Below are 19,810 nucleotides of genomic sequence, written 5' to 3'. Positions count from 1 at the left end.
CACAGCCGCCCGGTACCGCACGCCCGCCGATGCCTTCGGCGGGCGGACTCACTCGCCTACGCTGATCTTCAGGCCGGCAGCGATGGCGAATGGCGTGAGTGTCAATGCTAGCGCCGTCAGGCTCGCCAGCCACAATAAATGTCCGCTGCTGGGCAGTCCCTGCAGCGAAGCCTGCAGCGCCCCGCTACCGAGAATCAGCACCGGGATGTACAGCGGCAGGATCAGCAGCGCCAGCAACAGGCCGCCGCGCTTGAGGCCCACGGTCAAGGCCGCGCCGACGGCGCCGAGCAGGCTCAGCACCGGCGTACCGAGCAACAGGGAAAGCAGCAGCACCGGTATGCAACGGGCCGGCAGGCCCAGCATCAGCGCGAACAGCGGCGACATCAGGACCAGGGCCAGCCCGGAAAACAGCCAGTGTGCCAGCACCTTGGCCAGCACCAGAAGAGCCAGGGGGTGCGGCGAAAGGACCCACTGCTCCAGAGAACCGTCCTCGAAATCGCTGCGGAACAGCCCTTCCAGCGAGAGCAGCACGGCCAATAGCGCCGCCACCCAGACCAGGCCGGGCGACAAGGTTTGTAGCAATTGGCTTTCCGGCCCGACCGCCAGGGGGAACAGGGCGATGACGATGGCGAAGAACACCAGCGGGTTGGCCAGCTCCGCCGGTCGGCGGAACAGCAGGCGCGCCTCGCGCGCCAGAAGCAGGCTGAAGACGTTGCTCATGCCGGATCGCCCAACGCCGGCTCGACCGTCGCGCCGCTGGCCGCCTTGAGCGCACCGAGGTCCAGCTCGCGGTAGCCGGCGGGCACCTGCTGCAGGCTGTGGTGGGTGGTCAGCACCACCATCCCGCCGCGCTGGCAATGCCCGGCCAGGTGCGCTTCCAGTTGCGCCACCCCCTGTTTGTCGAGGGCGGTGAAGGGTTCATCGAGGATCCACAAGGGCGGTGCGTCCAGGTACAGGCGGGCCAGCGCCACGCGGCGTTGCTGGCCGGCGGAAAGGGTGTGGCAGGGAACGTCCTCGAAGCCACGCAGGCCGACGTCGGCCAGGGCCTGCCAGATCGCCTCGCGGCTGGCCGGCTGGTGCAGCGCGCAGAGCCAGGTGAGGTTCTCCTCGGCGCTGAGCAGGCCCTTGATTCCCGCGGCGTGGCCGATCCACAGCAGGCTGCGGGCCAGTTCGCCGCGCTGTTCGGCGAGCGGCCGGCCGTTCAGGCGGACTTCCCCGGCGGTCGGCTGCATCAGTCCGGACAGCAGGCGCAGCAGGCTGGTCTTGCCGCTGCCGTTGGGACCCACCGCCTGCAACATCTCGCCGGCGGCCAGGCGCAGGTCGAGGCGCTCGAACAGCATGCGCCAGTCGCGCTCGCAGGCGAGCCCGACGGTTTCCAGCAAGGGGCTGGCTGTGGGGACTTCAGCAGGATCGGACATCGAACAACATCGCCAAGCGTCTCTCCTCGTCGCGGCGCCGGAGGCCTTCACGGAACAGACCCTAAAGTCGGGATAAACACGGCCGCTATACTGGTGACGACGCGGCCAGCCTGTTTGACAGGCGCGGCATTATACACGCCCTTCCCCAGCCTCCGCAGGGTCGTTTAAGACAGGTTGTTACCCATGCCAGCCGAGATAGGCGCTTCCCCGCCACTACCCCCGGTCTCCGCCCCACGCCCGCTGCCGCCGGCGCAATCGCAGGGCAACGCCCAGGCCGACGCCGAGATGACCCTGAAGCTGGTGCAGACCCTGGCCGGCCTGCTGGGCGAAGGCGAGTCGGGCAAGGCCGAGGTGCTGGCGGTCAAGGAAGGCCTGGCGAACAATTTCCAGGTCCTGCTCAAGCTGACCCTGGCGAACAGCGGGCAGAGCCTGGTGGAAGTGCAGAGCAATCGGCCGCTGGTGCCGGGCAACCTGCTCAACGTCAGCGCCACCAGCAACACCAGCGTGGTTGCAACCCTGCTCGACAGCATGGCCGGCGCTGGCCCGCTGAGCAGCCTCGACCTGGAGCAACTGCCGCCCGGCACCCTGCTCCAGGGCAAGGTCCTGTCCAGCACCGCGCTGCCGGCGGACAAGGCCCAACAGGTGGTCTACCGGGTCCTGCTGAACCTGCTCAACACGCCGCTCGCCGGCAGCAAGCTGAGCCTCGACTCGCCCCAGGCGCTGCCGGTCGGCAGCCTGCTCACGGCGCTGGTGAAAAACAGCCAGCAGATCGACTTCCTGCCGCTCAGCGGACGCCTCGACCAGCTTGCGCTGGGCCAGCAACTGGCCGGGCAGAGCGCCCGCCAGGCTTCCCTGGAAGGCCTGTTCGCCGCCCTGCAGGGGCTGAACGGCCGCAACGACCTGCCGGACAGCCTGCGCCAGGCCGTGGAGCGCCTCTTCGCCGGCCTGCCGGAGGCGCAGAAGATGGGCGATTCCAAGCTGCTCGGCCAGGCCCTGCAGCAGAGCGGCCTGTTCCTCGAGGCGCGCCTGATGCAGGGCGCCACCGATCATCTCGGCCAGGACCTGAAGGCCAACCTGTTGCGCCTGTTCGCCCAGCTGTCGCCGCTGCCGCCGACCGGCGCCCAGGCGCCGGGCATGTTCGCCGGCAACACGGCGAACCTGGCCCAGGCGCTGCCGGCCTTTGTCCGCAACGCCCTGGGCAACCTGGGACAGAGCGCCAACAAGACCCAGGCACTGAACTTTCCCCTGCCGAGCAAGGTTCTCCAACTGTTCGACGAGGACATGGAACTGGAGTCGCTGCTGCGCCTTGCCGCCGCGGCGATCTCCCGCCTGCAGACCCATCAGTTGTCGAGCCTGGCGCAGACCAGCACCCTGCCGGATGGCACCCAACTGGCGACCTGGCAGATGGAGGTGCCCATGCGCCATCAGCACTCGGTGGTACCGTTGCAGGTGAAGTTCCAGGAAGAACAGCGCAAGACCGGCGAAGAGGCCCGCGAAAGCCTCTGGCGCGTCGAACTGGCCTTCGACCTGGAGCCGCTGGGACCGCTGCACGCCCAGGCGACCCTGCTACGCGGCAGCCTGTCCAGCCAGCTTTGGGCCGAGCGCGACGCGACCGCGCGGCTGGTCGAGCATGAACTCGGCCACCTGCGCCAACGCCTGCGCGACGCCGGCCTGACCGTTGGCGAGATCACCTGCCAACGCGGCCGCCCGCCCCAGGGCCCGCGAGCGACCATCGAACAACGCTGGGTAGACGAAACCGCATGAACAGAAAGCAGTCACCCGCCCCGCGCCAGGCCATCGCCCTGAGCTACGACGGCCAGGCCGCGCCGACCCTTTCCGCCAAGGGCGACGCCGAACTGGCCGAGGCGATCCTGGCCATCGCCCGCGACTACGAGGTACCGATCTACGAGAACGCCGAGCTGGTCCGCCTGCTCGCCCGCCTGGAACTCGGCGACGCCATTCCGGAAGCGCTGTATCGCACCATCGCTGAGATCATCGCCTTCGCCTGGCACCTGAAAGGCAAGTGTCCCGAGGGATTCGCGCCGGACGCCGCGGATGGCAACCAGATGCTGCTACTCGGCGGTCCCGGCGACTGAGCCAGCCCGCACGGCGAAACATCCGCACGCACATCAGCTCCAGGACCTCGCCGCTGCGCGCTAAGCTGCGCAGCCTCCGACCTCGGCAAAGGAGCGCCCGATGAACTTCGTCTTTCCCCACCCGTTGGACACCCCGCGCCTGCGGCTACGCACTTTCCGAGAGGAAGACGCCGCGCCGCTGTTCGCCATGATGTCCGACCCGGAAGTCATGCGTTACTGGAACACACCGCCGTGGACGACCCCTGCGCAGGCCCGCGAGGCGATCCTGCGGGACAGCCAGGCGCTCGTCGACGGCGAATACCTGAACCTGGCCATCGAGCGTCGAGAAGACGGCCAATTGCTCGGCAGTTGTATCCTCTTCCATTTCGAGAAAGGCTCGCGCCGCGCCGAACTCGGCTACTGCCTGGCACGTGCAGCCCAGGGCCGGGGTTACATGGGCGAGGCGCTGCGCAGGCTGCTGGCGTTCGCTTTCGATGAAATCGACCTGAACCGCCTGGAGGCGGAGATCGATCCGCGCAACCGGCCTTCGGCCGCCAGCCTGGAGCGCCTGGGCTTCCGCCAGGAGGGCCTGCTCGCACAACGCTGGATCGTTTCCGGAGAAGTCTCCGACTCGGCGCTCTACGGATTGCTCGCCGAGCACTGGCGCAACCGCTGAAGGAGGAACCACCGGCAGGGCCCGCCATCCGTCGCTTTCCACAGAACCTGTCGTTCGCGCAACGGTCTTTAGACGGCACACCACATGCCTGCGGAGGCATCCCTCAAATGAAAAAACATACCCTGTTCGCCGTAGCTGCTCTCGGCCTGCTGTTCGCGGGCAGCACCCTGCTGCCTGGCGAGCTTTCTCCTGTCGGCTCCGCCTATGCCAAGGGCGGAAATGGCGGCGGCAACGGTGGCGGTCATGGCGGCGGCAAGGGCGGCAGCCATGGCGGCAACCTCGGCGGCCACTCCAGCAAAGGCCATGGTTCAGCCACCTCCGGCATCGCCAGCTCCCGCGACAGCCGCGGGCTGTCGCAGGCCAGCGCGATCTCCGCCACCACCCCCGGCGATCACAACAGCAAGGGCTTGAGCAACGCCATCGGCTCCTCGACCAAGAACGACCGCTGACCGCCAGTGGCGACCACGAAAAAGCCGGCCTTCGCGCCGGCTTTTTCGTGCCCCGCCCACACGGCTCAGGCGAAACCGCCGTTGACCCGCAGCACCTGGGAATTGACCCAGGCCCCGTCCGGCCCGGCGAGGAAGGACACCGCCGCGGCGATCTCGTCCGGCTCGCCGAGACGCTCCAGCGGCGCCAGCCTGGCGATCTGGTCGATCTGTTCGGCGCTCTTGCCGTTGAAGAACAGCTCGGTGGCCACCGGGCCGGGCGCCACCGCGTTGACCCTGATGTCCTGGCCGCGCAACTCGTTGGCCAGCACGTGCACCAGCCCCTCGACCCCGGACTTGGACGCGATGTACGGACCGTAGCTGGGCAGCGCCCGGGCGATCACGCTGGTGGACAGGGCGATGATCCGTCCGCCGCGCTCGACATGCCGGGCAGCCAGGCCGAGCACGATGAAGGCGCCGCGCAGGTTGGTGCGGATCACCCGGTCGAAGCCCTCCAGGTCACCGTCGGCGATCTTCAGGTAGGGCATCGTGCCGGCGCTGTTGACCACCACGTCGATGCGGCCGAAGGCGCCCCTGGTGGCTTCGAACAGCTTGTCCATGTCCTCCGGGCTGGCCACGTCGCCCTGTACGGCGATGGCCGTGCCGCCGGCGGCGACGATTTCGGCCACGACCTCGTCGGCCATGGTCTGGTTGCCGGCATAGTTGACCGCGACCGCGAAACCGTCGGCGGCCAACCGCCGGGCAATGGCGCGACCGATGCCGCGGGAGGCGCCGGTGACGATGGCGGCTTGGGTGATGTCAGGCATGCTGGGACTCTCCTGGAATGAGCGTGGCGACAGCCACGCATCGACAGGGAAAGTCTAGAAGCCGGGTATTGGCGGATAAACAGCAGACAACCGTCATGACTATCCAGGATTTCCGGACAATACCGATACGCGGTCACGGCTTGCGCGCGATCCAGGCGTACTGCTGACGCTTCTCCTCGCCCAGGCGCTGGCGTCGGCGATGACTGGCGAACGCATCGCCGGAACAGTAGGTGCAGACGGCGCTGGCTTCGATCTGCGCCGGCCCGACGCCGGCGGCCTGGAACAACTGGCGACAGAAGGCCACCAGGTCCAGCCAGGCGCCCTGCTCCGCCTGCCTTGGCTCGGGCGGAGCGAACCGGGGTGGCCGCTCGGGGAGCGGACGACGCTGGCTCCAGGGCGGCACCGCGCCCTCCCAGAGGCGGCCGTGGCCGACCTGCAACGCCTCGATGAACCCGGCACTCACCTCGTAGCAGCAGGCTTTGATCCCGGGACCGATGGCGACCCGGATGTCCGCGCTGGCGACGCCGCGCGCATTGAAGCGCGCCACCGCCGCGCCGACGATACCGGCGACCAGCCCCTGCCAGCCGCCGTGCAGGGCGGCCACCACCCGACCGTCGCGACTGCTCATGAGAATCGGCAGGCAGTCCGCGGTGACCACCGCGACCGCCAGCGGCCCTTCGCTGAAAACGCCGTCGGCGGCATGCCGTCCCGATTCCGACAACGAGCGCGCGTCGACGATCTCGGCGCCATGCACCTGCCGGCAATGGAATATCCGTTCGGAGAGTGCCTGGCCGGCTTGCTGGAAGCCATGCTCGATGCCTTCGATCGCCTTGAGGATGTCGGCCTGGACGGTCATGCTGTCTCGCCATGGAAGGTTGGAAAACGACCTTACCTCATCTTCCCGGAAGCCGCCTCAGGCGATGCCGCGCAGGAGGTCGGGGCAGCCACGATCACGCTTGATCAACGCAGCCAGGGCGACCTGGCCCAAAGGCCGGTCGGACACCGCGCCGATGCTCAGGCCATGGCCTCTGCTCCACTCGAACAACAGGCGCTTCTCGCGGCAATCGAGTTCGCCCACCAGCAGGAAGCGCCGGATGCTGCCGCTGCGTCCCAGCATCGCCAGCGTGCCCTTGCAGCCCTGGTCCAGGCGGAATCCGTCGTAGAGGCAATAGTCGTACGGGTAACCCTGGTCCAGGGAGCGCCGCAGCTCCCGTCGGTCCAGGCACAGGCTCAGGTGGAAGTAGCCGCAGCGGTTGAACAGCGCTCCGTACCTGAGCAGACGGCCGGGGTTGGCGCACAGCACCATGGCGCGCAGGGGTATTGCAGGCATCCTTGTGGCCTCCTGGAAACGTGCGGGTTGACCAGGACCGATTCTAGAAAGCGACAGCCGCGCAATTAATAGGACTTTTCCTCTAAATGCCTACCTGTGATCCGAAGCTTCCTCCTGGCCCAGGTTACGCAGGACACGCTCGGCCTGGCGCCTCAACGGCTCGCGCAACTCCAGCGGCTGCCTGACCTCGAAGTCGAACGGCAGGCCGCACAGGCGCCGGGCGAACCAGTCCAGGTCGTCGGTGCTGGCGCGCAACAGCGTACCGCCATCGACCTCGGCGAGCAGACCGAGGGGCTCGCCGAGCACCGCGACCACCTGCTCCCTCGCCGCCCGCATCAGGATTTCCACCGGGTAGGCGCGCGGCATCCGGGCGAAGCTCTCCCGCAGGTGGCGGAGGGTATCGAAATCCGCCGGTCGCTCGAAGCGCTCCGCCAGCATGCGCGGCGCGTCCAGGCGATCGAGACGGAACGAGCGCAACGCCTGGCGCAGGTGGCAGAAACCGCTGACGTACCAGCAGCCGTTGCGATAGGCCAGGCCGTAGGGATCGAGTTGGCGGAGGGTTTCGGCGCCCTGCGGGTCGCGATAGCGGAACTCGACCCGCGCACGGACCTGGGCGGCTTCGGCGAGGGTCGCCAGCGCCGCCACACTGGTTCCCGCCCGGGCGCGGGCCAGGTCCAGGCTGGCGGTCTCGCGGAGCGCCACGAGGCGCCGCCGCAGCGCAACGGGCATCACCCTGCTCAGCTTGGCCTGCGCACTTTCCAGGGCCAGCTCGCTTTCGCCCAGGCCGAGACTGCGCACCGCCAGCAGGCCGAGGGACACGGCCAGGGTTTCCTCCGCGCTGAACATCAGCGGCGGGAGCTTGAAACCGGCCACCAGGCGGTAACCGCCATGGCGTCCGCGCTCCGCCGAGATGGGAATGCCCAGCTCCTCGAGGGCGACGATATAGCGACGCAGCGTCCGTCCATCCACCTCCAGGCGCCTGGCCAGCTCGCTACCGCTGAGTTGGCCGTGGCTCTGCAGCAGTTCGAGCAGGGCGAGCACGCGCACCGTGGGCTTGGACATTTTTCGATCCGTCGGAAAAAACAGGACCGAATATAGCCTATATCCCCTCTACCCTGCGTTCAGCCCGGTTGCGATGCGCAACGTGCGTTACCTGAACGGAGATGGAAAATGGAACCTGTACTGTTTTATGGCGTACCCCACGGCTGTTCCTTCGGCTCGATCGTGGCCCTCGAGTGGCTCGGCCGCCCCTATCGCCTGTGTCGGATCGAGATGCCGCTGGAGACCGGCGAGCGCACCTACGTGCGCCTGAACCCGGCTCGCCAGACGCCCACCCTGCTCCTGGAGGACGGCCGCGCGCTCAGCGAAAGCCTGGCCATTCTCCAGCACCTGGCGGCGCGCGACCTGTGCAGGAAGCTCGGTTATCCGCAGGGCAGCGCCGAGTTCGACGAACTGAACTTCGCCCTCGCCCTCCTGCATACCGAATGCCATTCGGCCTGGGGAGCCCTGTTCTATCTGGAGGACGCCGACGCAACCACGACGGCAAGGGCGCTGACGCGCGCGGCGCGAGCCTATGGCCGGATCGACAAGCTGCTCGGCGACCGCAAGTGGCTGGCCGGCGAAGGGCCGAGCGTGGCCGACGCCTACCTCGCGGGTACCGCTCGCTGGGGACGGGAGCTGGGCTACTTCGACCTGCAACACGACTTTCCGCGCCTGCATCGACACCTGGAGAAGCTGGAGCAGGACCCGGCGGTGCGCTTCGCCCATGCCATCGAGGATCGCCTGCCGGCGCAGAGCTGCGGGGAGTTCAGGGGAGAGGCGACACTGGCAGAAGTGGCGAGCCGCCTGCTCGCCTGAAAAGCGCCAGCGCCAGCGCCGGGCCGGCGACCGTCACTTGCCCTTGGCTTCGTGCAGGCGCGCCACCAGCTCGGCCTCGGCCTGCGACAGACCGCAGGCCTGGGTCAGGTCTTCGGCGCTGGCGCCGAGCCCGACCAGGCGTGCGGCCTGGCTGAACGACAGCGTGGTCGGATCGCGCTGCTCCAGGCGCGCGACCCGGTCGGGAAGCGGCGCGAGTTGCTTGCCGAGGTCCTGCAAGGCCTCGCCCATGCGCACGTTGACCTGCTGGTAGGACTCGATGCGCTTGCTCAGCTCCTTGAGCCGGCGCTCGCGCGCGGCGCCCTCCTCCGCCTGCTGCGCCAGCGCAGCTTGCAGGCGGCGCAATTCACGGCGCAGCCACAGGCACGCCGCCGCCAGGCCGAGGCAGGCGGCGAGCGCCAGTGCCAGCGCGACGACCTCCATCTCAGCAGGCCCTCGTGTCGGTAGAACGCATCAGATGCTGCCCAGCTCCGACCATTCTTCCTCGGTCATCATCTTGTCCAGCTCGACCAAGATCAGCAGCTCGCCGTTCTTGTTGCAGACACCCTGGATGAACTTGGCCGACTCTTCGTTGCCGACGTTCGGCGCGGTCTCGATTTCCGACTGCTTCAGGTAGACCACCTCGGCGACGCTGTCGACCAGGATGCCGACCACCTGCTTGTCCGCCTCGATAATGACGATCCGCGTGTTGTCGCTGACCGGCGCAGGGTCCAGGCCGAAGCGCTGGCGGGTGTCGATCACCGTGACCACGTTGCCGCGCAGGTTGATGATGCCCAGCACGTAGCTCGGCGCGCCCGGCACCGGGGCGATCTCGGTGTAGCGCAGCACCTCCTGGACCTGCATCACATTGATGCCGTAGCTCTCGTTGTCCAGGCGGAAGGTGACCCACTGCAGGATCGGATCTTCGGCGCTTTGCGCGGTGGCTTTGCTCATTCCCCTAACCTCTCGAAAACCGCCGCAAGTGGCGGAAGCTGTCTATCAATGGTCGCCGTGCAGGCGCTTGACGGCGCCGCTGGCGATCAGTTCGGCGAGCGCCGCCACATCCAGCAGCGCACACATGTGTTCGATGACCGTGCCGGCCAGCCAGGGCCGCTGGCTACGCTGGCTGCGCCATTTCACCTCGGCCGGGTCGAGGCGGATCGAGCGGCTCACCTGGTGCACCGCCAGCCCCCACTCGTAGCCCTGGACCGAGATCACGTACTTGAGGCCGTCGCGATAGTCGTCGCGGTAGCGTTCGGGCATCACCCAGCGTGCGGTGTCCAACACCTTCAGGTTGCCCGCCTGCGACGGCAGGATGCCGAGGAACCAGTCGGGCTGGCCGAACAACGGGGTCAGTTCCTGGTTCTCCAGCGGATAGATCGAGCCGAGGCACACCAGCGGCACCGCCAGGGTCAGCCCGGCGACGTCGAACAGCAGGCACTCGAAGGGCTCCGCCGCCCAGGCCGGACGACCGTCGTCGAGCAGCGGCAGGTCGAGCAGCGGCGGCTCGCCGACGCTCGCCGGGGCGCTCGGCACGCGCAACTCGATGACTTCGTGGGGCCGTGGCTCGACCGGCAGCTCGCGCAACGTCGTCGGTTCGTCGAGCAGGGCCGCCGGCGCCGGCGGAACCAGGCGCGCATCGCGGACCTGCTCCTCGAGCACCGCGGCCTCGAACTCGTCGAACCCGTGGTCGACCGGCAGCGTTTCCAGCGCCGGGGCCGGTGTCGCCACTTCGGCGACCGCCAGCGCGACAGGCTTCAACGGCGCGGGCGCAGGCGCTGGCGGCGTCTCGACGAGAGGTTCCAGGTCCTCGAAAGTGGCCTCCTGGAGCAACGCATCCAGGTAGGACTGCAAGGCCAGTTGCGAACGGGTGGCGGTGGCGGCGCTCATGTGGGTATTCCGCGACAGGGGTCTACAACGGTTATCGGCCGCACTCCGGTGCGGCTTGAATGCGCCTGTCGGCGCGGCGACCGGCGCGCCATCAGGCCACCCGGGTGGCCGGCTGCTGCGCCAGCAGATGCTTGAGCAAGGCGCGGTAGGCGATCACCCCGCGACTCTTGCCGTCGTGCTGCGACGGCGTGACCCCGGCCCGGCTGGCATCGCGCAGGCGGGTATCGATGGGAATGAACGCCTGCCACAGGTTGTCCGGGTAGTTCTCGTTGAGAATCCGCAGCGTGCTCAGCGAAGCCTGGGTCCGCCGGTCGAACAGCGTAGGTACGATGGTATAGGGCAACGCCTGTTTGCGCGACCGGTTGATCATCGCCAGGGTGTTGACCATCCGCTCCAGCCCTTTCACCGCGAGGAACTCGGTCTGCACCGGGATCACCAGGTGCTGGCTGGCGGCCAGGGCGTTGACCATCAGCACGCCGAGCAGCGGCGGGCTGTCGATGATCGCATGGTCGAAATCCTGCCAGAGCTGCGCCAGGCTCTTCGAGACCACCAGGCCGAGACCGCTCTTGCCCGGCGACTGGCGCTCCAGGGTGGCCAGCGCGGTACTCGACGGCAGCAGGGAAATGCGTTCGTTGCTGGTGCTGCGCAGCAGCGAGGCCGGCAGCCCCTCGGGGACGTTGCCCTGGTGCAGGAACAGGTCGAAGGCGCTGTGCTCGAGGGTGTCCGGGTCATAGCCGAAATAGCTGGTCATCGAGCCGTGGGGGTCCAGGTCGACCACGACCACGCGCTTGCCGGCATCCGCCAGCAGGCCGGCCAGGGCGATGGACGAGGTGGTCTTGCCGACCCCTCCTTTCTGATTGGCGACTGCCCAGACTTTCATTGCTCTACTCTTCCTGGCATGGGTCCACCCGGTTGGGGCCGCACTACTGGCCAGTTCGGCCCCGGCGCCCGTACGCAAACCATGTTTCGCGCGCTCATGGCGAAGGCGACGGGGAATTGACGGTTGCCGGCGCGGGCGCCGGCGTACCGCCAGTATCTGCAGCTTGCGTGCCAGCTGCCGAGCCTGCGTGGCGGAGCGCCGAATCCGGCTGCGCCTTGCCGCTGCCGACCCCGCTGACGCTGCGCCGTACCTCCAGGTTGCGCGAGATCACCAGCACCACCCGGCGGTTCTTCGCCCGCCCTTCGGCGCTGGCATTGTCTGCCACCGGTTGAAATTCACCATAGCCCACCGCAGCCATCCGCGACGGCTCGACCCCATCGTTGCCGAGCAGGCGGACGATGCTCGCCGCCCGCGCCGCCGACAGTTCCCAGTTGGTGGGATAGCGCGGGCTATGGATCGGCACGTCGTCGGTGAAGCCCTCGACATGGATCGGGTTCTTGTAGGGCGCCAGGATCTTGGCGACCTTCTCGACGATATCGAAGGCGGCATCGTTGGGCAGCGCATCGCCGCTGGGAAACAGCAGGCTGGAATTGAGAGTGATCTCGATCCACAGCTCGTTGCCGCGCACGCTCAACTGGTCGGAGGCGATCAGGTCACCGAAGGCATCGCGCACGCTGTCGGCGATCCGCTCCAGCGAGTCGGCGCTGGCCGCGTTGTCGCTGGGCTGCTCCTCGACGCTGGTGCGCTCCGGCTCGGTGGTGCGCGGCCGCTCGTCGCCGATGGGAATCGGCTTCAACGAGCGGTCGGGCTGGTTGAACACCCCGGTGAGGGTCTCCGAGAGGATCTTGTACTTGCCCTCGTTGATCGAGGAAATCGAATACATCACCACGAAGAAGGCGAACAACAGGGTGATGAAATCGGCATAGGAAACCAGCCAGCGTTCGTGGTTCTCGTGTTCCTCCTGGTGGCGACGGCGACGCTGCATGCTCGGCTCCGGTCAGTCCATGAAGCCTTGCAGCTTCAACTCGATGGAACGCGGGTTCTCGCCCTCGGCGATGGACAGCAGGCCCTCCAGGAGCATCTCGCGGTAGCGCGACTGGCGCAGTACCAGGGTTTTCAGCTTGTTGCCGATCGGCAGCAGGAGCAGGTTGGCAAAGCCGACGCCATAGATGGTGGCGACGAACGCCACGGCGATGCCGCTGCCGAGCTGCGCCGGGTTGGCCAGGTTGCCCATCACATGGATCAAGCCCATTACCGCGCCGATGATGCCGATGGTCGGCGCATAGCCGCCCATGCTCTCGAACACCTTGGCGGCCTGCAGGTCGCGACTTTCCTGGGTGAACAGGTCGACCTCGAGGATGCTGCGGATGACTTCCGGCTCGGCGCCGTCCACCAGCAGTTGCAGGCCCTTGCGCGCATAGGGATCGGGCTCCGCATCGGCGATGCTCTCCAGGCCGAGCAGGCCTTCCTTGCGCGCGGTCATGCTCCAGGAGACGATCCGGTCGATTCCCCCGGAAAGATCCTCGCGCGGCGGGAAGAACACCCAGCCGAGCATGCCCAGGCCGCGCTTGAGCACGTTCACCGGGGTCTGCAACAGCGCCGCGGCCAGGGTGCCGCCGATCACGATCAGCGCCGCCGGACCGTTGAGCAGGGCTCCGGCGTGGCCGCCCTCGAGAAAGTTGCCGCCGACGATGGCGACGAACGCCAGGATGATCCCGACCAGGCTGAGCACATCCATCAGCGCGTCCCCTCGGCTCGGCGAAGGCGCGCGCAGCTCGTCACGTGGGTGGCCATCGAAGGCAGTCTCCTCATTCCTGCACGCACGCTTACTGGCACGCCTCGACCAGGTGCCGGCCGATGTCGTCGAGCCCGTACACCGCGTCCGCCAGGTTGGCCTTGACCACGGCCATCGGCATCCCGTAGATCACGCAACTGGCCTCGTCCTGCGCCCACACCTGGCTGCCGCCCTGCTTGAGCAGGCGCGCACCCTCGCGCCCGTCGGCGCCCATGCCGGTGAGGACCACCGCCAGGACCTTGTCGTTGTAGGCCTTGGCCGCCGAGCCGAAGGTCACGTCGACGCAGGGCTTGTAGTTCAGGCGTTCGTCGCCGGGGAGGATGCGCACCGTGCCGCGGCCGTCGACCATCATCTGCTTGCCGCCCGGCGCCAGCAGCGCCAGGCCGGGACGCAGGATGTCGCCGTCCTCCGCCTCCTTGACGTTGATCCGGCACAGCTTGTCGAGGCGCTCGGCGAAGGCCTTGGTGAAGGCCGCCGGCATGTGCTGGATCAGTACCAGCGGCGCCGGGAAGTTGGCCGGCAACTGGGTCAGCACCCGCTGCAAGGCAACCGGTCCACCGGTGGAGGTACCGATCGCGACCAGCCGGTAGGCCTTGCGCTTCGGCGCCGCCGAGGTCGACGCCGGGGCCGGCGACGCGCCGGCACCAACACGCGCGCTCGCGCCGACGCTGGAGGACGACGCCGGCGCATGGCTGGACGAGGTGGCCGAAGGCAGCGGCGGCAGGCTGATCGAGCGACGATTGCTACGGGCGATGGTCAGGACCTTCTCGCAGAGCAACTGGCGGACCTTGTCCGGGTTGCGCGAGATGTCCTCGAAATTCTTCGGCAGGTAGTCGACCGCTCCAGCGTCCAGTGCATCCAGGGTCACCCGCGCGCCCTCGTGGGTCAGCGAGGAGAACATCAGGACCGGGGTCGGGCAACGCTGCATGATGTTGCGTACCGCGGTGATGCCGTCCATCAGCGGCATCTCGTAATCCATGGTGATCACATCGGGTCTCAGGGCCAGCGCCTGCTCGATGGCCTCGCGGCCATTGGTGGCGGTGCCGACCACCTGGATCTGTCCATCGGCGGAGAGAATCTCCGAGACACGGCGGCGGAAGAACCCCGAATCGTCCACCACCAGGACTTTGACTGCCATAGCTACTCCTCAGAGGGCGACGCTCCTGCGCCGCCGGAAACCCATACGCGGCGTCAGATGCGCCGTGCGTAACGCTTGAGCATGCTCGGCACATCGAGGATCAGGGCGATGCGCCCGTCCCCGGTGATGGTGGCGCCCGCCATGCCGGGGGTGCCCTGCAACATCTTGCCGAGTGGCTTGATCACCACTTCTTCTTGTCCCACCAACTGGTCGACGACGAAACCGATGCGCTGGGTGCCGACCGACAGGATCACCACGTGTCCTTCACCCTGCTCTTCGTGGGCCGCACTCGGCACCAGCCAGCGCTTGAGATAGAACAGCGGCAAGGCCTTGTCGCGGACGATCACCACTTCCTGGCCATCCACGACATTGGTGCGCGACAGGTCAAGATGGAAGATTTCGTTGACGTTGACCAGCGGGAAGGCGAACGCCTGGCTGCCCAGCATCACCATAAGGGTAGGCATGATCGCCAAAGTCAGCGGCACCTTGATGACGATCTTCGAGCCGGACCCCTTCTGCGAAAACACGTTGACCGTGCCGTTGAGCTGGGAAATCTTGGTCTTCACCACGTCCATGCCGACACCGCGGCCGGACACGTCGGAAATCTCGGTCTTGGTCGAGAAACCCGGGGCGAAAATCAGGTTGTAGCACTCCAGGTCGGTCAGGCGGTCCGCCGCATCGCGCTCCAGCAGGCCCTTCTCCACCGCCTTGTTGCGCAGCACCTCGGCGTCCATGCCCTTGCCGTCGTCGGTGATCATCAGGAGGATGTGGTCACCCTCCTGCTCCGCTGACAGCACCACCTGGCCGACCCGCGGCTTGCCGGCGGCCTCGCGCTCCTCCGGACTCTCGATGCCGTGGTCGACGGCGTTGCGCACCAGGTGCACCAGCGGATCGGCGAGGGCCTCGACCAGGTTCTTGTCGAGGTCGGTCTCTTCGCCCACCAGCTCCAGGTTGATCTCTTTCTTCATGTTCCGCGCCAGGTCGCGAACCAGGCGCGGGAAGCGGCCGAAGACCTTCTTGATCGGCTGCATGCGGGTCTTCATCACCGACATCTGCAGGTCGCCGGTGACCACGTCGAGGTTGGCCACGGCCTTGGCCATGGCCTCGTCGCCACTGTTCAGGCCCAGGCGCACCAGGCGGTTACGCACCAGCACCAGCTCGCCGACCATGTTCATGATCTCGTCGAGACGCGCCGTATCCACCCGCACGGTGGTCTCCGCCTCGCTCGCCGCCGGCCTGTCGGGCGCCGCCGGACGCGCGGCGGCGGCCTTGGCCGGAGCGACCGGTTTCGCCGCGGGACTCTTCGCTGCGATGTTCTTGGCTACCGCCGCGGCAGCCGTCACGGCCTCGGAGGCGCCGTTGAACTTGCCCTTGCCGTGCAGTTCGTCGAGCAGCGACTCGAACTCGTCGTCGCTGATCTCATCGCCGCCCGCGGCGGCCGGCGCCTTGCCCTGCTCCGCCGGCGCAGCCGCTGGAGCCGCGGCAGCCGGTGCGGCGGGTGTGCCGGCGGCTTCCGGGACATCGCCGAACTTGCCCTTGCCGTGCAGTTCGTCGAGCAGCGCCTCGAACTCGTCGTCGCTGATATCGTCACCAGCGGCAGCCGCGGCCGGCTCGACCGCCTCGGCGGGGACTTGCGCAGGCTCGGCCGAGACCGCCGGCGGGACGAACTTGCCCTTGCCGTGCAACTGGTCGAGCAACGCCTCGAACTCGGCGTCGCTGATCTCGTCGCCAGCGGGAGCCGCGGGCGCTTCTGCAACGGCGGAGGCCGGCGCTTCGTCGCCCTGCAGAGCATCCAGCAACTGCTCGAACTCGTCGTCGGTGATATCGCTGGAGGCACTCTGCGCGGGCGCTTCCGGCGGCGCCGCAGGCTCGGCTGGCGGAACGGCCGCCGGCGGCGCTTGCACAGGTTCCGCGGGCGCGGCGCCCTCGGGCTCGGCCAGGCGGGCAAGGGCCGCCAGCAGTTCGGGCGTCGCCGGGGTCGGTTCGGACTGCTCGCGCACTTGGTCGAACATCGCGTTGACCGTATCCAGCGCCTGCAGCACCACATCCATCAGTTCGGAGCTGACGCGCCGCTCGCCCTTGCGCAGGATATCGAAGACGTTTTCCGCAATGTGGCAGCATTCCACCAGCGCGTTCAGCTGGAGGAAGCCGGCACCGCCCTTGACCGTATGGAACCCACGGAAAATGGCATTGAGCAGGTCCATGTCGTCCGGCCGGCTCTCCAGCTCGACCAGTTGCTCGGACAATTGCTCGAGAATCTCGCCGGCCTCAACCAGGAAGTCCTGGAGGATTTCTTCATCGGCGTCGAAGCTCATTCGGCTGCTCCCAGAGACGTGTTACTCGAAAGGATCGGCAGGACCGCTGTCCTGCCGGAAATACCGGCCCGGCTTTCCGGACCGACTTCAGCCCGCCCGCCGGGATCACCGGCATGACGAAGGCTGTGCCAGCAGCCCGCGGATGCCAGCGTTCAATGCTTACTTAACGGCAGCGATGCCGCAGTCTTGAGCCGGGCGGGTTAGAAACCCAGGCTGGACAGCAGATCGTCCACGTCATCCTGCCCGGACACCACATCCTCTCGTTTTTCCGCGGCGACCTGCGGCCCCTCGCCCTTGGCCGAACGCTCCAGCGCGGCCTGGTGGCGCATGCTCACGTGGTCGTGCTCGATTCCGGCGTAACGGTCCACCTGGCCGGCCATCCAGACCAGCTTCACGAGGTTGCTCTCGACCTCGGTGACCAGCTTGGTGACACGCTTGATCACCTGGCCGGTCAGGTCCTGGTAATCCTGCGCCAGCAGGATGTCATTGAGCTGCGAGGACAACTGGCCGGCGTTCTCGCCGCTGCGCACGAGGAACTGTTCGATGCGCTTGGCCAGCTCGCGGAAGCCGTCAGCGTCGATTTCCCGGCGCATGAAGCGTTGCCACTCCTGGTGCAGCTCCCGCGAATCGTCGCCCAACTGGTTGACCAGCGGGGCGCTCTGCTCCACCAGGTCCATGGTCCGGTTGGCGGCCTTCTCGGTCATTTCCACTACGTAGGAAAGACGATCGGTGGCATCGGCGATCTGCGACATTTCCTGCGCGTGGGGGGAATGCGGGTCGATCTGGAAATCGACGATGGCGTTGTGCAGTTCGCGGGTCAGCTTGCCCACTTCCTGGTAGAGGCCACGGTCCCTGGCCTGGCTGAGCTCCTGGATCAATTGCACCGCCTGCTGGAAGTGCCCCCGTTCGAGACAGTCCACCAGTTCGCGCGCATGTTTTTTCAGGGTCGATTCGAATTCGTCGCCCGTGGAATCGTTACCAAGCACCATGACACCCTCTTGGCCGGCTTCAGCCGTTGACCCGCTCGAAAATCTTCTCGATCTTTTCCTTCAGGACCTGAGCGGTGAAGGGTTTGACCACATAGCCGTTGACCCCGGCCTGGGCCGCTTCGATGATCTGGTCGCGCTTGGCCTCGGCGGTGACCATCAGCACCGGCAGGTGCTTGAGGCGCTCGTCGGCGCGAACCGCGCGCAGCAGATCGATGCCGGTCATGCCCGGCATGTTCCAGTCGGTGACGAGAAAGTCGAAATTGCCGCTGTGCAGCATCGGCAGCGCCGTGGTGCCGTCGTCGGCCTCGGCGGTATTGGTGAAGCCCAAGTCCCGCAAGAGGTTCTTGATGATGCGTCTCATCGTGGAAAAGTCGTCCACGATGAGAATTTTCATGTTCTTGTCCAAGTAAACCTCCGTACAGACCAGAGCGCGCCCCAGGGGACGCGCCACACATTCTTTTGCGTTAACGGTTACAAGCTGCGGTCGAGGCCGGTTCAGGCCGACCGCCAATCGGCCAGGCGCGCGCGCAAACGCGCGGCGCACTGGCTGTGCAACTGGCTGACCCGCGATTCGCTGACGCCCAGTACCTCGCCGATCTCCTTGAGGTTGAGTTCCTCGTCGTAATACAACGCCAGCACCAGGCGCTCGCGCTCCGGCAACTTGGCGATGGCATCCGCCAGGGCCGCCTGGAAACGTTCGTCGAGCAGGCCGTGGATCGGTTCGTTGTGACTGAGGCTGGTGTCTTCCGGCAATCCATGTTCGCCGTCCTGCAACAGGTCGTCGAAGCTGTACAGGCGGCTGCCCTGCGTGTCGCTGAGGATGCCGTAGTAATCTTCGAGGCTCAATTGGAGTTCGGCAGCAACTTCGTGATCTTTAGCGTCGCGTCCGGTTCTCGCCTCGATCGCGCGGATCGCGTCGGTCACCATGCGCGTGTTGCGGTGCACCGAACGCGGCGCCCAGTCGCCCTTGCGGACCTCGTCGAGCATGGCCCCACGGATGCGGATGCCGGCATAGGTCTCGAAGCTGGCGCCCTTGCCGGCGTCGTATTTCTTCGCGGCCTCGAGCAGGCCGATCATGCCGGCCTGCATCAGGTCCTCCACCTGCACGCTGGCCGGCAGGCGGCCGAGCAGGTGATAGGCGATGCGCTTGACCAGTGGTGCGTAACGCTGGATCAGTTGCTCCTGGGAGTTCTGCGCTTGCGCCTTGCTATACATACGCACTCCAGAGGCCGCTGTCATACGGCCGAACCTGTCGCGGGGTGTTGGACCAGTCGTTCGACGAAGAACTCCAGGTGCCCGCGCGGGTTGGCCGGCAGCGGCCAGCTATCGACCTTCTGCGCGACCGCCTTGAAGGCCAGGGACGCCTTCGAGCGGGGGAATGCCTCGTATACGGCTCGCTGTTTCTGCACGGCCTTGCGTACCGACTCGTCGTAAGGGATGACACCTACATACTGTAGTGCGACGTCGAGGAAACGGTCAGTGACCTTGGTCAGTTTGGCGAACAGGTTGCGTCCTTCCTGCGGGCTGTGGGCCATGTTGGCCAGGACCCGGAAGCGGGTCATGCCGTGGTCGCGGTTGAGCAGTTTGATCAGGGCGTAGGCATCGGTGATCGAGGTCGGCTCGTCGCAGACGACCAGCAGCACCTCCTGCGCGGCGCGGACGAAACTGACCACCGAATCGCCGATCCCAGCGGCAGTGTCGACGACCAGGACATCGAGGTTGTCGCTGATATCGCTGAACGCCTGGATCAGCCCCGCATGCTGCATCGGCGAGAGGTGCACCATGCTCTGCGTGCCGGAGGCCGCGGGAACGATGCGCACGCCACCGGGACCGAGGAGGAGGACATCGCGCAGTTCGCAGCGTCCCTCGATCACGTCGGCCAGGGTGCGCTTGGGCGTGAGTCCCAGCAGGACGTCGACGTTGGCCAGGCCGAGGTCGGCATCCAGCAGCATGACGCGACGGCCGAGATCGGCCAGAGCCAGTGCCAGGTTCACCGACACATTGGTCTTGCCGACGCCGCCCTTGCCGCCAGTTACTGCGATCACCTGTACGGGATGCATGCTACCCATCTGCTTCATACCTTGTGTTGTCGTCTTCCCGGAACGCCCCTTCCAGCGCTCTCCGGTATTGGCGGGAACGATGCGCCATCGCTCCCGGCCCGGCGGAAGCCACCTTCGCTTCCGTCACCCGCGCCACGC

The 19,810-nt window shown here is 67.1% G+C and carries 23 protein-coding genes; 5 read left to right on the top strand and 18 right to left on the bottom strand.

All coding sequences use genetic code 11. The annotated features are described in order from the left end of the window. Positions 1-48 precede the first annotated feature (48 nt). Positions 49-720, bottom strand: coding sequence for a heme exporter protein CcmB (gene ccmB, locus ACTJJX_RS06655; RefSeq protein ID WP_003083130.1), 672 nt, complete (start codon positions 718-720; stop codon positions 49-51). After that, complete coding sequence (gene ccmA / locus ACTJJX_RS06650; protein ID WP_003161803.1) at positions 717-1,418, bottom strand: cytochrome c biogenesis heme-transporting ATPase CcmA; 702 nt, start codon at positions 1,416-1,418, stop codon at positions 717-719. Before ccmA ends, ccmB begins: the two co-directional genes overlap by 4 nt. 285 nt (positions 1,419-1,703) lie before the next feature. On the opposite strand from ccmA, the gene fliK reads away from it, so the two are divergent. The 4 genes from fliK to ACTJJX_RS06630 all read left to right on the top strand — a co-directional run bounded on the left by fliK (position 1,704) and on the right by ACTJJX_RS06630 (position 4,618). Beyond that, complete coding sequence (fliK, locus tag ACTJJX_RS06645; protein ID WP_003083123.1) at positions 1,704-3,182, top strand: flagellar hook-length control protein FliK; 1,479 nt, start codon at positions 1,704-1,706, stop codon at positions 3,180-3,182. Continuing rightward, positions 3,179-3,514, top strand: a complete 336-nt coding sequence (locus ACTJJX_RS06640; protein ID WP_003083121.1) for an EscU/YscU/HrcU family type III secretion system export apparatus switch protein — start codon at positions 3,179-3,181, stop codon at positions 3,512-3,514. Before fliK ends, ACTJJX_RS06640 begins: the two co-directional genes overlap by 4 nt. Positions 3,515-3,614: 100 nt before the next feature. Next, positions 3,615-4,169, top strand: coding sequence for a GNAT family N-acetyltransferase (locus ACTJJX_RS06635; protein WP_003083119.1), 555 nt, complete (start codon positions 3,615-3,617; stop codon positions 4,167-4,169). A 107-nt stretch (positions 4,170-4,276) separates the two neighbouring features. Next, complete coding sequence (locus ACTJJX_RS06630; protein WP_003117799.1) at positions 4,277-4,618, top strand: hypothetical protein; 342 nt, start codon at positions 4,277-4,279, stop codon at positions 4,616-4,618. A 65-nt stretch (positions 4,619-4,683) separates the two neighbouring features. Here ACTJJX_RS06630 and ACTJJX_RS06625 read toward each other — a convergent pair whose 3' ends face one another. The 4 genes from ACTJJX_RS06625 to ACTJJX_RS06610 form a co-directional block, all read right to left on the bottom strand. Further along, positions 4,684-5,421: an SDR family oxidoreductase gene (locus ACTJJX_RS06625; RefSeq protein ID WP_003083112.1), complete on the bottom strand. Its 738-nt coding sequence runs from the start codon at positions 5,419-5,421 to the stop codon at positions 4,684-4,686. Between the two features lie 133 nt (positions 5,422-5,554). Next, positions 5,555-6,277, bottom strand: coding sequence for a polyphenol oxidase family protein (locus ACTJJX_RS06620; RefSeq protein WP_003083110.1), 723 nt, complete (start codon positions 6,275-6,277; stop codon positions 5,555-5,557). A gap of 57 nt (positions 6,278-6,334) precedes the next feature. Beyond that, positions 6,335-6,751, bottom strand: a complete 417-nt coding sequence (locus ACTJJX_RS06615) for a hypothetical protein (RefSeq protein ID WP_003083108.1) — start codon at positions 6,749-6,751, stop codon at positions 6,335-6,337. A 90-nt stretch (positions 6,752-6,841) separates the two neighbouring features. Further along, positions 6,842-7,813 (bottom strand): helix-turn-helix transcriptional regulator, encoded by a 972-nt coding sequence (locus tag ACTJJX_RS06610; RefSeq protein ID WP_003083105.1) that lies wholly within the window; start codon positions 7,811-7,813, stop codon positions 6,842-6,844. 108 nt (positions 7,814-7,921) lie between these two features. Here ACTJJX_RS06610 and ACTJJX_RS06605 point away from each other — a divergent pair, with 108 nt between their 5' ends. Next, positions 7,922-8,608, top strand: a complete 687-nt coding sequence (locus tag ACTJJX_RS06605; protein ID WP_016851829.1) for a glutathione S-transferase family protein — start codon at positions 7,922-7,924, stop codon at positions 8,606-8,608. 33 nt (positions 8,609-8,641) lie between these two features. Here the strand turns inward: ACTJJX_RS06605 and ACTJJX_RS06600 are convergent, their stop codons facing one another. The 12 genes from ACTJJX_RS06600 to fleN all read right to left on the bottom strand — a co-directional run bounded on the left by ACTJJX_RS06600 (position 8,642) and on the right by fleN (position 19,690). Continuing rightward, entirely contained in the window at positions 8,642-9,049 is a 408-nt protein-coding gene (locus tag ACTJJX_RS06600) for a DUF2802 domain-containing protein (protein WP_003083101.1), read from the bottom strand. A 30-nt stretch (positions 9,050-9,079) separates the two neighbouring features. Further along, the gene (locus ACTJJX_RS06595) at positions 9,080-9,559 is read right to left on the bottom strand and encodes a chemotaxis protein CheW (RefSeq protein ID WP_003083098.1); all 480 of its coding nucleotides are present in this window, start codon (positions 9,557-9,559) and stop codon (positions 9,080-9,082) included. A gap of 45 nt (positions 9,560-9,604) precedes the next feature. After that, complete coding sequence (locus ACTJJX_RS06590) at positions 9,605-10,495, bottom strand: CheW domain-containing protein (protein WP_003083094.1); 891 nt, start codon at positions 10,493-10,495, stop codon at positions 9,605-9,607. Positions 10,496-10,586: 91 nt separating this feature from the next. Beyond that, positions 10,587-11,375, bottom strand: coding sequence for a ParA family protein (locus ACTJJX_RS06585; RefSeq protein ID WP_003083092.1), 789 nt, complete (start codon positions 11,373-11,375; stop codon positions 10,587-10,589). Positions 11,376-11,469: 94 nt separating this feature from the next. After that, complete coding sequence (gene motD, locus ACTJJX_RS06580; protein WP_003083090.1) at positions 11,470-12,360, bottom strand: flagellar motor protein MotD; 891 nt, start codon at positions 12,358-12,360, stop codon at positions 11,470-11,472. Positions 12,361-12,372: 12 nt separating this feature from the next. Further along, positions 12,373-13,113 (bottom strand): flagellar motor protein, encoded by a 741-nt coding sequence (locus ACTJJX_RS06575; RefSeq protein ID WP_003083089.1) that lies wholly within the window; start codon positions 13,111-13,113, stop codon positions 12,373-12,375. Positions 13,114-13,201: 88 nt separating this feature from the next. Further along, entirely contained in the window at positions 13,202-14,308 is a 1,107-nt protein-coding gene (locus ACTJJX_RS06570) for a protein-glutamate methylesterase/protein-glutamine glutaminase (protein ID WP_003083085.1), read from the bottom strand. Between the two features lie 53 nt (positions 14,309-14,361). Next, complete coding sequence (locus tag ACTJJX_RS06565; protein ID WP_016851830.1) at positions 14,362-16,623, bottom strand: chemotaxis protein CheA; 2,262 nt, start codon at positions 16,621-16,623, stop codon at positions 14,362-14,364. A 200-nt stretch (positions 16,624-16,823) separates the two neighbouring features. Beyond that, positions 16,824-17,612: a protein phosphatase CheZ gene (locus ACTJJX_RS06560; RefSeq protein WP_003083075.1), complete on the bottom strand. Its 789-nt coding sequence runs from the start codon at positions 17,610-17,612 to the stop codon at positions 16,824-16,826. Between the two features lie 19 nt (positions 17,613-17,631). Beyond that, on the bottom strand, positions 17,632-18,006 hold the full coding sequence (locus ACTJJX_RS06555; RefSeq protein WP_003083073.1) for a chemotaxis response regulator CheY: 375 nt from the start codon (positions 18,004-18,006) through the stop codon (positions 17,632-17,634). A gap of 101 nt (positions 18,007-18,107) precedes the next feature. Next, positions 18,108-18,851: an RNA polymerase sigma factor FliA gene (fliA, locus tag ACTJJX_RS06550; RefSeq protein WP_003083070.1), complete on the bottom strand. Its 744-nt coding sequence runs from the start codon at positions 18,849-18,851 to the stop codon at positions 18,108-18,110. Continuing rightward, positions 18,848-19,690: a flagellar synthesis regulator FleN gene (gene fleN / locus ACTJJX_RS06545; protein WP_003083064.1), complete on the bottom strand. Its 843-nt coding sequence runs from the start codon at positions 19,688-19,690 to the stop codon at positions 18,848-18,850. The genes fliA and fleN overlap by 4 nt, the downstream gene beginning before the upstream one ends. Positions 19,691-19,810 lie beyond the last annotated feature (120 nt).

It is taken from the genome of Pseudomonas sp. 22490 (genome assembly GCF_052044465.1).
GTDB lineage: Bacteria > Pseudomonadota > Gammaproteobacteria > Pseudomonadales > Pseudomonadaceae > Pseudomonas > Pseudomonas aeruginosa.
Note: the sequence above shows the minus strand (reverse complement) of the source record. Positions and strands in the feature narration are given on the sequence as shown.